Origin of the sequence: Undibacterium sp., from assembly GCF_030683615.1 — a bacterium.
Taxonomy (GTDB): domain Bacteria; phylum Pseudomonadota; class Gammaproteobacteria; order Burkholderiales; family Burkholderiaceae_D; genus Undibacterium; species Undibacterium umbellatum.
Window position 1 is genome coordinate 28743 of sequence record NZ_JAUXQE010000035.1, and the last position, 12660, is coordinate 41402.

General features: G+C 51.6%; 11 protein-coding genes. 4 read left to right on the forward strand and 7 right to left on the reverse strand.

Annotated elements, in window-relative coordinates; translation table 11 throughout:
* Window positions 1–4: 4 nt before the first annotated feature.
* Window positions 5–904 carry a LysR family transcriptional regulator gene (locus Q8K39_RS17420; RefSeq protein ID WP_305262172.1) on the reverse strand — a complete coding sequence of 300 codons (900 nt, stop codon included), beginning with the start codon at window positions 902–904 and terminating at the stop codon, window positions 5–7.
* Between the two features lie 93 nt (window positions 905–997).
* Between Q8K39_RS17420 and Q8K39_RS17425 the strand changes: the two genes are divergently transcribed.
* The 3 genes from Q8K39_RS17425 (at window position 998) to Q8K39_RS17435 (ending at window position 4804) form a co-directional block, all read left to right on the forward strand.
* Complete coding sequence (locus Q8K39_RS17425; RefSeq protein ID WP_305262174.1) at window positions 998–1966, forward strand: sodium-dependent bicarbonate transport family permease; 969 nt, start codon at window positions 998–1000, stop codon at window positions 1964–1966.
* 79 nt (window positions 1967–2045) lie between these two features.
* Window positions 2046–2528: a (2Fe-2S)-binding protein gene (locus Q8K39_RS17430; protein WP_186952797.1), complete on the forward strand. Its 483-nt coding sequence runs from the start codon at window positions 2046–2048 to the stop codon at window positions 2526–2528.
* Window positions 2525–4804: a molybdopterin cofactor-binding domain-containing protein gene (locus Q8K39_RS17435; protein ID WP_305262179.1), complete on the forward strand. Its 2280-nt coding sequence runs from the start codon at window positions 2525–2527 to the stop codon at window positions 4802–4804. Before Q8K39_RS17430 ends, Q8K39_RS17435 begins: the two co-directional genes overlap by 4 nt.
* 69 nt (window positions 4805–4873) lie before the next feature.
* Here Q8K39_RS17435 and Q8K39_RS17440 read toward each other — a convergent pair whose 3' ends face one another.
* The 6 genes from Q8K39_RS17440 to Q8K39_RS17465 form a co-directional block, all read right to left on the reverse strand.
* Window positions 4874–5524, reverse strand: a complete 651-nt coding sequence (locus tag Q8K39_RS17440) for a polar amino acid ABC transporter permease (protein WP_305262181.1) — start codon at window positions 5522–5524, stop codon at window positions 4874–4876.
* Window positions 5521–7089 (reverse strand): transporter substrate-binding domain-containing protein, encoded by a 1569-nt coding sequence (locus Q8K39_RS17445; RefSeq protein ID WP_305262183.1) that lies wholly within the window; start codon window positions 7087–7089, stop codon window positions 5521–5523. The genes Q8K39_RS17440 and Q8K39_RS17445 overlap by 4 nt, the downstream gene beginning before the upstream one ends.
* 82 nt (window positions 7090–7171) lie before the next feature.
* A complete protein-coding gene (locus tag Q8K39_RS17450) occupies window positions 7172–7999 on the reverse strand; it encodes a bifunctional 2-polyprenyl-6-hydroxyphenol methylase/3-demethylubiquinol 3-O-methyltransferase UbiG (protein ID WP_305262185.1) in 828 nt (275 codons plus the stop codon).
* Window positions 7996–8883, reverse strand: a complete 888-nt coding sequence (locus Q8K39_RS17455; RefSeq protein WP_305262187.1) for a transporter substrate-binding domain-containing protein — start codon at window positions 8881–8883, stop codon at window positions 7996–7998. Before Q8K39_RS17455 ends, Q8K39_RS17450 begins: the two co-directional genes overlap by 4 nt.
* Entirely contained in the window at window positions 8880–10955 is a 2076-nt protein-coding gene (locus Q8K39_RS17460) for a SpoIIE family protein phosphatase (protein ID WP_305262189.1), read from the reverse strand. The genes Q8K39_RS17455 and Q8K39_RS17460 overlap by 4 nt, the downstream gene beginning before the upstream one ends.
* A gap of 47 nt (window positions 10956–11002) precedes the next feature.
* The gene (locus tag Q8K39_RS17465) at window positions 11003–11446 is read right to left on the reverse strand and encodes an ATP-binding protein (protein ID WP_186952812.1); all 444 of its coding nucleotides are present in this window, start codon (window positions 11444–11446) and stop codon (window positions 11003–11005) included.
* A gap of 492 nt (window positions 11447–11938) precedes the next feature.
* On the opposite strand from Q8K39_RS17465, the gene Q8K39_RS17470 reads away from it, so the two are divergent.
* Window positions 11939–12625: a hypothetical protein gene (locus Q8K39_RS17470; protein WP_186952815.1), complete on the forward strand. Its 687-nt coding sequence runs from the start codon at window positions 11939–11941 to the stop codon at window positions 12623–12625.
* The last annotated feature ends 35 nt before the right edge of the window (window positions 12626–12660 follow it).

The window sequence follows — 12660 nt, forward strand, 5'->3', positions numbered from 1 at the left end:
CTGATCACTCAAGCTTGTCTTGTGCGTGCTTGCTCAGGTAGCCAAGAAAATTGCTGGCAATGGGAGACAGGCGTTTGCCTCGCAGGTGGACGATGTACCAGTTCGACATGATGGGAAAATCCTGGACGTCCAGAACGGTCAGGTTTTGATCTGTTAAATGATCGCCCAGCGCATGGCGTGACAGGATGGTCAGCCCCATGTCGGCTGCAACCGCTTGTTTGATCGCTTCGTTGCTACCTAGCTCCAGTCTGACCAGGGGTGTGATCTTATTCTCGCTAAAGTAGTGCTCGCACGCCAGCCTGGTGCCAGAGCCCCGTTCACGCAGGATAAAGCGCTCATTTAATAACTGGGCAAATTGCAGCCTGTTTTTTCCCGCCAAAGGATGCTGCAAGTGAGCAACCACGACCAGTGGATTTGGCAAGAATACTTGTTTGACGACGTCAATGTCGCCGGGCGGCGTGGACATGATGTAGATATCGTCCAAATTGTGTCTCAGACGCTCGACGATGCCGTCACGGTTTTGCACCTCGAGCGCAATATCAATTTCTGTATACTCCCTGCAAAAATCACCCAGCATTCGGGGGATAAAGTATTTCGCGGTGCTGACCACGGCCACCCGCAAGCTGCCCGCGGTCAATCCCTTCATGGCAGCGATTTGTTGTTCAAAGCTGCCCCATTCATGTGCCAGGTTGCGGGCGGTGCTCGCCAATTCTTCGCCTGCTTTGGTCAGGTGCAGTTTTTTGCCTATCACTTCATACAAGGGCATACCTATGGTGTCTGTCATTTCTTTCAGTTGCATGGACACCGTGGGTTGAGTCACGTGACAGGCGCGTGCAACAGCACTGATGCTGCGCAGCTCTGCCAGGCGTATGAAGATCTGCAATTGTCTAAAGCTAATGTTCATAGGTTTTTATCTATGATTGTAGTTAGTAAAATTGATTTTACCTTATGATGGCCTGCGCTTACCATGCCTGCCAACGATTTATTTAAGGCAGATATGCAGAGCTTACTCGACCCCGCCATTCTCTTTTTTATCTTTGGCATCCTGGCTGGTTTGATGAAATCAAACCTGGAGATTCCCTCACAGATTGCCAAATTCCTGTCCTTGTATTTACTCATGGCCCTGGGTCTGAAGGGCGGTTTTGCGCTGGCGCATTCTGGCCTTAACCTGCAACTGGTGACCAGCCTGGGTTGCGCTATCGCATTGGCGCTGATTGTTCCCGCATTGTCTTACCTGGCCTTAAAGCGAATTTTGCCTGCGCTTGATGCGGTTGCCGTTGCGGCGACTTACGGTTCTGTCAGCGCGGTCACGTTTATCACGGCGGTGCAGTACATGGATACCCATGGTTTGCCTTACGGCGGCCACATGGCGGCCGCAATGGCGCTGATGGAGTCGCCAGCGATACTGTTTGCCGTGATCGTGGCAAATACAGTGCGCAAGCGCAACACGACTGTGGGTGCGGCTGGTACTGTACCCACGCTAGGCAAGATACTGCACGAGTCCTTGACCGACGGTGCGCAATTGCTGTTGTTGGGGGCCATGCTGGTGGGCATACTTTCCGGTGAGGCAGGCAAGGCCTCGATGCAGCCATTTTCTGGCGACCTGTTCAAAGGCATGCTGGCGTTTTTTCTGCTTGATATGGGTTTAAAGGCTGCACGCAACCTGGGACAATTGCGTGGAAAGTCCCCCTTGCTGATTGCCTATTCCTTGCTGGCACCGCTGGTCAATGCTGGAATAGCGCTAGGCCTGGCGGCCTTGTTCAGTTTGCCTGCCGGGGATGCCGCGCTGTTGATGGTACTTGCTGCCAGCGCCTCCTATATTGCGGTGCCGGCGGTTTTGCGCTTTGCTATTCCTGAAGCTTCGCCAGCACTGTATTTGGGCATGTCACTGGGTTTGACCTTTCCATTAAATATCTTGCTCGGTATCCCTTTGTACATGACAATCGCTCATCATGTATTGATTTGAAACCGCCTCACCTGATTTTCTTAAAGAGCATACAATCTTGCATGCCTGATTGGACTTGTTCAACTTTATCGGACTCAGCATGAGTAAACATACCCTGAATATTAACGGCCAGTTGCAGGCCGTAGATGTCGCCCCCGATACCCCTTTGTTATGGGCGCTGCGCGACAGCCTGAACCTGGTTGGTACCAAATATGGCTGCGGTGTGGGCCAGTGCGGGTCCTGTACTGTACATGTCAATGGTTCGCCTGTTCGTTCCTGTATGGTGCCTGTTTCTGCCGTGGGTAAACAGAAAGTCACTACCATAGAAGGCCTGGATGCCAAGGTCACGCACCCATTGCAAACCGCCTGGCAAGAACTGGATGTTCCTCAATGCGGCTATTGCCAGGCTGGCCAGATCATGTCTGCTGCGGCTTTGTTGAGAGACAAGCCCCATCCTACTGATGCTGACATCGACTCCGCCATGGGCGGCAATCTTTGCCGCTGTGCTGCCTATATACGCATACGTGCAGGGATACACAGGGCGGCTGAGCTCGCGAATGGCAAGAAGAAGGTGGCGAAATGAATAAGCAGATAAACAGCGCAATGCCAGCAGAAGTCAGCTCACCGACCCGCCGGGACTTTTTGCGCATGTCGGCATTTACTGGAGGTGGCCTGGTATTGGCTTACCTGGGTGTTGGCGACGGTGCACTGGCCCAGATCAGCAAACCTGCTGCCTCAGCAACTAATGCAGCAGACTTTGTCCCGCATGCCTTGATACGCATAGGCAGTGACGGTACGGTGACCCTGGTTTCCAAACAGCCAGAGATAGGGCAGGGCATCAAGACTTCGTTGCCTATGGTGATAGCCGAAGAGCTGGAAGTGAACTGGAAAGATGTGCGCGTCATCCAGGGTGACCTTAATCCTGCCTACGGCAGCCAGGGCGCTGGTGGTTCGACTTCCACGCCTACCAATTACAATGAATTCCGTCGCCTGGGTGCTACGGCGCGCACCATGCTCCTTAGTGCCGCTGCGCAGACCTGGGATGTGCCAGCTTCTGAATGCCATGCGGCTGAGAGTGCTGTACACCATGCGGCCAGCAATCGCAAACTGACGTATGCAGCGCTGGCTGCCAAGGCAGCGAGCCTGCCTTTGCCGGATGCCAAGGGTGTCAAACTCAAAGACCCAGCGCAATTCAAGCTGCTGGGTACTCGCATAGGTGGTGTTGATAACCCATCCATCGTCAGTGGTAAACCGCTGTTTGGCATTGATGTGAAATTGCCCGGCATGTTGTATGCCGTGTATGAAAAATGCCCGGTTTTTGGTGGCAAGGTGGTCAGCGCCAATCTCGACCATATCAAGACCCTGCCAGGCGTCAAAGATGCCTTTGTCATTGAAGGCACGGACAATCTGCGCGGCCTCATGCCTGGTGTCGCGATTATTGCCGAGACCACCTGGGCCGCCTTCAGCGCCCGCAAGCAGCTGGATATAAAATGGGACGAGGGGAAGGGCGCTACTGAAAGCTGGGCCGGTTTTGCTGAGCAAGCAAAAAAACTTTCTACTCAGTCAGGCACTACCACTTTGCGCAAGGACGGTGATGTTGCAGCCGCCATGGGCAAAGCCGCCAAGACGGTGGAAGCAGCCTACACCTACGCATTTATCTCGCATGCCAGCATGGAGCCACAAAATTGCACGGCAGCCTACAATGCCAAAGACAGCAGCCTGGAAATCTGGGCACCAACCCAGTTGCCTGAGTCTGGCCAGAATCTAGTCGCTGAAGTCCTGGCCATGCCCAAGGATAAAATCAAGCTGCACATCATTCGCAGTGGCGGCGGCTTTGGCCGTCGCTTGAGTTCGGACTTTATCGTCGAGGCAGCAGCGATTGCCAGACGCGTCAATGCGCCTGTCAAACTTACCTGGTCGCGTGAAGATGATATGCGGCATGATCATTTCCGTGCAGGTGGCTTTCATTTCTTGCGCGGTGCAGTGGATGACAAGGGCAAGCTCAGCGCCTGGCATAATCACTTCGTCAGCTTTGGTAATAAGGTTACAAGAGATGGCAAGCCGCAATTGCAGGCGGGCAGTGGTGCCAGTTTGTCGGGCGATGAATTTCCCGGCCGCTGGCTGGACAATTGCCTGCTGGAGCAGACGCTGATGGAGTGCAATATCCCCATGGGCCCATGGCGAGCACCGGGCAGCAATGTGTTTGCATGGGTGTTCCATAGCTTTATTGATGAGCTGGCACATGCCGCTGGACGTGATCCTTTACAGTTCCGCCTTGATATCCTTGGCGATAAAGAAATCGTGCCAGGCACAGGTGAGCGTGGTCAACCCTATCATGTGGGCCGCATGAAACGGGTCTTGCAGGAAGTGGCGCTCAAGGCAGACTGGGGTAAAAAGAAGTTCCCGCGTGGGCAGGGGCAGGGCATCGCCTTCCATTTCAGTCATCGTGGTTATATTGCCGAGGTGGCTGAAGTCACGGTCAGCAAGCAGGGTGAGCTCAAGGTTGACAGAGTGGTCGTGGTCACCGATATCGGTTCGCAGATCGTCAACCTTAGCGGTGCAGAACATCAGGTACAGGGATCAGTTTTGGATGGCATCAGTACCTTGATGTATCCTGAGCTTGATATACAGCGCGGCCGTGTTGTGCAAGGTAATTTTAATGAATATTCCTTGCTGCGCATCAAGGATGGTTATACCAAGGTGGAGGCCCACTTCCTGAAGACGGATTTTCCTGTGACGGGGCTGGGTGAGCCCGCCTTTCCGCCGGTGGCACCAGCTATCTGCAATGCGATTTTTGCGGCGACAGGCAAGCGGGTCAGGCAGTTGCCGTTGACGCATACGGATTTGAGTTGGAGTTGATTTAATGAGGGTGTAATGTGTGTTTCTCGTAGGTTGGGCTGGTAGGGCGTAGCTCAAACTACCCGTACCTCAACTCTCCATCCCATACCGCAACTTCAACTGCCGTGAAATCCGTTTCATCAACAAAGTCAGCGGATAACAAAAGCAAAAAAAGAACAGGCAGGCATACAAATAAATCGGTAACATCAAACGCGTGTTACCGGTCGCATTGATGACTGTATTGCAGCGGCTGACCAGTTCGCTGACGCCGATGATGGATGCCGTGCTCGATGCCATGACGATGATGAGCGCATAGCTGGTCCAGCTGGGGATGAACAGGAAGGCAGCATGGTGATTGCCTTTTTTCCATTCATCCATGGCGATGGTCAGGTTATCGCTGGTGAAGCCGATGACGGCGATTGCCAAAGCCAGCGCTGCCTTGATCCATACCGGGAAGCTGATTATGGTCTTGAAGTACGGCAGCAATATCTCGGATGGCAGCATGAAGGCCAGGTAAAACTGGAAGACGATAGTGGGTATGCTGCGTGAAAATTCTGTTGCCACCAGGCTGATTTTGACGCGGCGCGGATGACTTGATAATCTCAATGACGCCAGCGCCCAGCCTATGCCTGTACCTATGACCATGGCGACGATGGAGATCCAGATATTCATGGCAAAGCCACCCAGCAGGTACGGCGTCCAGGTCAGCAAGTGCTGGAAGATTTCTGTCGTTTCCATCATGCGACTCTTGCCAGGATTTTTTGTTCGAGCTGGCGTATAACACGTACGACGGCAAAGATAATTAATAAGAAGGTCAAGAGCAGGGCATTCATCATGACGCCGACATTGCCGCGTTCGTTGATGATGGAAGTAGTGGCCGACAACAGTTCAGGTACGGCAACGGCAGACGCCATCATGGTGGCTTTGGAGACATTGATGAGAGAAGCCGTGACTGAGCCGCTGGCCAGCCTGGCTATTTGTGAAGTATTGGCAAAGTGCAGACGGAATTCGCCATGCTGTAAACGGTAGGCGGTAGCTGCATCCAGTAAAGCCGTCATGACACCCGCACCGGTATACACACTGAGGCAAAACACCACCACATCAAATGCTGGCAGTGCTATGCCAGCAGATTCACTGAGTATGGCACCTACACCAAACAACAACAGATACATGCACAGCAGCGGCGGCGTCATGCGGCCTACCGTACCCAGCAAACGTGCGACGGCAGACAGCAGCCATATTCTCGATTCTGCAAATACCGCACCCGCCCAGCCCAGCAAGAGACTGCAAGTGATACACAGGATGGTCAGCGCCAGTGTCACCAGCAAGCCATAAAGAAACTGGTGGCGGTCAAAGCTGTCATATACCAGGGTCAGGTTGATACCAGTGGTTTCATTGAGCCATAAACCAAGTTGTGCCAGACCACCTACATCTGTCGAGGTCAGGAAAACCTGATTGCGGCATTCTGTGCGCCAGCTACCATCTGCCAGACGTCGGCAATAGGCTGCGCCATCGGCATCATCCTTCTTCCACAAGGTGCTGGTATCTGCCAGGAATTTGGATGGAGGAATATTCCACGCTTTTTCTCTCTCCAATAAAAAGCCATTGCGATGCCAGTCGGCGACGATATCGCCGAGTTTTTTTTCAAATTCCGTGCCTTTTTCACTCTTGCTGATGGCCATCGCCCAGGGTGTATTCAAGGTTGGTGGCAAAGGCGCTTTGTATCCCTTCCATTCTGGATTGGTCAGGTCATTAATGACTGCCGTGTTGTCGAACAGATAGCCTATGCAGCGCCCGTCCTTGACAGCCAGTTTGGCATCCCTGGCATTGTTATACATCTGCAATTCCATCAGGTAGCGTTGTTGCATGAGGCGGTTGAAGTAAGAGCCCTGGGTGGCGCACACTAGCTGGCCACGGGTATCTGCCCAGTCCTTGATATTTGCCGTCTGCGGCATGAACAGGGTGACGCCGGATGCATAATAATTGGGTTCTATCATGGTCACGATCTGGCGGCGTTCTGCCGTGTCTCCAGTCGTGGCAAGAACCAGGTCTATCACACCTTCCTGCAATTTTTGCAGGCGGTTGCTGCCGGTGACACTGACTTTTCGCAGTTGGACACCCAGGCGTTTGGCGATATCGGCCGCCAGATCATGCTCGAAACCTTCAGGCACACCGTTGGCATCAAGCATGCCAAAAGGTGGGTAGTCAGTTTTGACGCCGACGATGATGGCACCGCGCTCATGTATCAACGCTAGCCTCTCACTGGCAGCCGGGGTTTTTACTGTTTGTGCGTGTGCAGCAGTCATGAAGAAACTCATGAACAAAAACAAAAGAGTCCGGCTGCAATATGATTTTATTCTTGAATACTTCATGGTTTTTGATTCACGTTTATACCGGCACAGCAACAGCGCGTATGCCATAACCCAGAGTAGCCGGCAGCAAGGGTAGCAGGGCCTCATCCAGCTTACCCAGTAAATCTGACTGGGTAATCATCCATTCTGGCAGCAGGCTTTCTGGCGCCAGGGCGGTGATCGTGAAACCTGCCTCCTGCAACTCTGCACGCAAGCCAGCGACAGAATACAGATGATAGAAAAACTGGTGAGCCTGCTTGTCTATGTTGCGGGTGAAGAAAATATTACCAGGCTCTTTTTGCGTATCGCGCGCCTTTCCGGTCACACGTTGCCAGTACGCAGTGAACAGTTCAAAGGGGCGACGCCGAAAGATGCAGGGGACGCTGAGAACGAGTTTTCCTTCTGGACGTATCAGGCCGCGCAATTGTCTGAGCGTGGCTATCCTGGCTGAATGATCACCGATATGGCTGAGGACACCGAACATCAGCATGATCATGTCATAGTCACCCTGGGCATTGAGCTTTTCTGCTTCGCCATCGAACAGGCGTATGCGTGCAGCATGGGGGTGATCTTGCAAAAAGCGCGACAGCTCGGCAATCGCTGCATGGGAAATATCATATGCCGTCAGCCTTGCATCGGTCTGATGTAGCAGGGGTAGTGCATAGCGGCCATTGCCACAACCAAAATCGAGAATGTCTCTTGCTTCTTTTGCGCCGTTCTCAAACAGAAAATGCAGTGTGCTTTGATTCGGCTTGGGATAACGCTTTTCGTACTCGTGGCTGGTGTAATAGCGGTCATATAAATCCGTCATCGCCTCGGTGATTTGATGATTGTCACGGATCGGTACTGGCAAATTTTCTTTCACAAGCATTCTTTCGGTGTACTTGGGCTGATACTGTCGCCACACAACCATTTATTATCGACTTTTTTGTTCCAGATCTTATGCATGTCATTGAGGAAGCGTGAAGGCGGTATAGCCCATGATTTTTCGACTTGTTGCAAATACCCACTCCTATGCCAGTTGATAATGGTTTTTGAAAGGTATTTTTCAAGCTCGCCACCGCGTTCTGTCGGTGCGATGGCAATCGACCAGGGCGAGGTAAAGATGGTTGTCATGGGCATGACAAAATCATTGGCCCATTCTGGCGCCCGCAACATGGCGGCGATAGACATATCGTCATACACCAGGGCAGCACAGCGACCATCGCGCAAGGCCTGTTTGGACCTGTCATTCGAATACAGCGCAACTACGTCAGCGCCATAAGTCACCGTCACCTGACGATTATAGAATGCGCCACGACGACTGCATACGCGGCGGTTTTTCAAGTCAGTCCATTCCTTGAAATTCTCGGTTTTGCGCGTCAGCAGATTGACGCCAGAACTGTAGTAATGGGGTGTGATCAGGTTAAGTTCTTTTTGCCTTTCCGGCGTATCTGTCAGGGTGGCAATCAAGATATCGACCTGGCCATGCTTGACTGCATCAATCCGTTCAGCCGTCAAAACGCCTACCAGTTCCAGTTTTACGCCCAGGTCATTGGCAATGCTTTGAGCAAGATCAGGTTCCATGCCGACGATCTTACCGCTGGCATTATCCTGGAAACCCCACAATAGTACGTCTTTTTTGACGCCAACGATGAGTTTGCCACGCTGCTTGATTTCTGCCAGGCTGGTCGCCTGCGCGCCCATGCTTAGCATAAAAAAGGTGCTGCACAATACCAGGCTAAAGATGGTGGATTTGGAGGTCATCATGATGCCTGCTGATCTGCTTGTGGTCGATTATCGACCACACTGGTTTTTGAAAAATGGAAATGTAGTGCAACGCAAGTAATATCATCTGATTGAGGCGCGCCATTGGCGTGGAGGTCAACATCGGCGACGGTCCGGTTGACGGCTTCATTGACATCAGTAATGGGACGGTTTTTAAATAATGGTGGCAAGCGTTCTGGCGTGTATTCTTCATTTTGCGGGTTAAAAGCTTCGGTTACGCCATCGGTGTACATCAGCACATAGTCACCCGCTTGCAGTTGTATTGTTTTTTGTGCGAATGGTATGCCATCCATGATACCAAGTGCGCTGCCACCCGTCATAGGCAGGAATTCTGTGCTGCCATCCATGTGTACCAGCAGCGGTGGCGGGTGGCCGCCATTGACATACGTAAAACTGCCCGTTGCAGGATCCAGCACCGCGTAGAACGTGGTGACGAAGATACATTCATCATTGTCTTCAGCCAGTATGTCATTGGCGATAGCAATGATCTCGCCAGGCTCGCTGGCATTGCGTGTTGCAGTGGCACGTATCAGGGTTTTCGATACCATGCCGAACAGGGCTGCTGGTACTCCCTTGCCACTTACGTCAGCCACGACTATACCTATCTTGCCATTACCAAGGGAGAAGTGGTCATAAAAGTCACCACCCACTTCCTTGGCTGAGCGCATGATGCCCCATAAGGAGAACTCTTTTTCATTGGGCCAGTGACGCGGCAGGATGGATAGCTGCATGTTGGCCGCAATATCAAGCTCCTGCCTGATACCCACCAGTTGCAGGCTCTCCTTGAAGGCTTGTGAAATGGTTTCGAACCAGGGCTTCCAGGTACCGGGCACTACCGGTATCGGGGCAGGGGTGAACTGGCTTTCTTTTGCGATATGTGCCACCAGCTTGGATGCGGGCGAAATGAATTCGCGTGTAGTCACATAATAAGTGACGACCATCAACAGCGTCAGGCCCAGTATCACCAGCAACATGATGGGGCCGCGTTCCCATAAGAGATTTTTCCAGATCTGGTTCTTGGGAACGACATACACCAATTGCCAGGGGGCCGAGATAAAGGGATGACGTATCAGGAGGTAGTCGCCAATTTCTACGGCCTGATTGGCGGCTGTGTCGACCAGGCGACGGCCATCTTTAAGTATGCCCGCTGGCATAACTTTATCCAGTTTTTGTGTAGTTTGTACATCAAGGGCATTGGCATACGCTACCGGGTGGGCTACTACTTCGCCATAGGCATCAACCAGGAAGGCTGTGCCTGGCGTGTAAGCAAAATCACTGTTGATTCGATTGAGGTAATCCAGGCTGGTATCTATGGATACCACGCCACGGAACTGGCCTTTATGATACACCGGCGCTGCTGTTGGTACGAGTAAACCACTGGACGTGCCACCGTAGTACACGGGTGCCCAGTATTTTTCGCCAGTGGGATTTCTCTCTGGTGTGCCCATGAGCCATGCCTGGCTTTGATATACTTGCTCACTATGCGGACGTTTGGCTGCATCCATCCAGGGGTAGGTGTTGGAAAAATTGTCGACCGAGATGTAACGGCTTTCACTGGCATTCGGCAAATTGAAGGCGATGGCCTGGAATACCTGATTCAGGTTCAGAGCCATTTCCAGATCCAGATAAAACTCTGGCGTCCGACCTTGCAATTTTCCAATACCGTTCAGATTACCTGTCACATCTTTTTCTGGTGCTTTATCGAGGTCAAAATTGCTTTCTTTCTGTTCGAGTTTTTTGAAAAGCGGTGAATGTCCTGGGTGAGTTTCTGCTTCGCTCAAGCTTGATGGCGCAGTGTCGTAGAAATTGGCCGCCGTGATGCGCATGGCTTCCAGGCTATCGAGTGAAGAGCGCAAGATGAATTCAATAAATTGTCCATGACGTTCTACATGGCCTTGTATCACTTTGACTTCTTCAGTATGTTTTTGTCGTATTTGGTACAGGAAGAAACCCATGGTCAACAAGACAATGGCGACATAGGTGAAGCCGACCAGACGGTTATAGTTGCGGAAGAAGTTGATATTGTTGCTGACTGGCGTTGTATTGCTGTGCATTTTCTGATCCGGTGAGCGATGGACTGTGTTCTGTTTGCTGAAAATAATCAGGAGGGGAAGCTCTTGCTAAAGCGGACTTCATTGACGTCGCCATCGCGACGGTAGGCAAAGCTGTCAGCCATCTTTCTGACAAAATGGACGCCAAGGCCACCAATATCACGTTCATCTACGCTGAGTGTTGTATCTGGCTCGGCGATAGAAAAAGGATCAAAGGCGCGTGCGCTGTCGCGGATGGTCACTTCTACGCCATGCACTATCGTCAGAACGGTGACTTCAATTTCGCCATTGTCATCGTCGCCATAACCATGCATGACGACATTGGTGAGCAATTCATCCAGCATGAGAATGATGCTATTGACGGTGCGCGCGGGTATGTGGCGGCGTTCAGCCCAGCCACGCAAGGCTTCGGTCAGACTTTCTATTTCAGAGATCAAGCCGGGTATGATGTGATGGAATCTGGCTGGTCCCGGCGCTGTTTCTTCACTGGACATCTATGCCTCCTCAAAGACGGTAGTCGACTGTCAACCGGATAATCAGCATCAGGCATGTGCATTAGCACCATGGCACAGTCCGTTACTACACGCTGAAACTTGCATGCAATGGGATAACGCTGCCTGCATATTCCGCTCACTGTTCTTTTACGACTTCTTGCTATACACACAAAGAGGCAATATAAACAAGATGGGCATGCATATGGTTAAAAAATGTTAAATATAATGGATGTGAAAAATCGCGAGCAAACTCAGTTTGCTGCAGGAATTTTAGATATTGATGCCAACTTCAAAAGCATATCTTGCCTGACCAGACTATTATTCCCGCGCTTGAATTTTTTGTCGATGATTTCTAACGCAAATTAACAGATTTTTCATGTTTTCTTTATAATTTATTTTATCCATCAATAAGTGTTGTTTGCCTGCATTCATATTGCCGCCTGCGTGGTAGATCGGTTAAACTTTTTACATCGTCTCAGCTGGTTAAGAACAATGAATTCTCAATGGTTGTTTCCTACCCCTTACTGTCTTTTCGTCCGCTTGTCTGTGCGTCGCGAACGCTATGTGCAATTTAAAGAGCTGGCTGGCAAGGTGGCATTTGCTTATCAGCAGCACAGCCGCCGCATGCGCTGGATGGCCTATGCCACGGTTGCTGGTCCCGCAAATTATGTCTACATCATGTTACCGCTGGATGAATTGGGTGATATGGACCGTATGCCTTCACTGGACCAGGTCTTGCATGATGTGTATGGCGTCGACAGCACACCATTGCTGGAGAAATTTCAGGAATGCGTTTTGCAGATGGAAAGCTTTGTGCTGAACCGCGTCAATGACGGCATAGACCCGATAGAGCGCGAAACCCCGCCCCCTTATCTGTATTACCTCAATTTGCAAGCACAGCCAGGTCGCATGGGGCAACTCATGCAAAACTTGCAGCAACTTGGTGTGGCGACTGCTGGCAGCCCTTTATTTTGCTTCGCCACCTTTGCCGGGCCAGTCAGGCTGCATGCTTTCACCATGGGCAATACCATCGCTGAACTCGGCGAGGTCGCCACGCTGGAAACACGGGTCGTGCAGCACTATGGAGCAGAAGAGGGGCACAAGGTCATCGCACAGATACATGACACGCTGGTCGATATCGACGCATCGATACTGCGTTACATAGGTCATCTGGATTGAGGCGACCATGCATACCAGGGATTTAATAACTATGT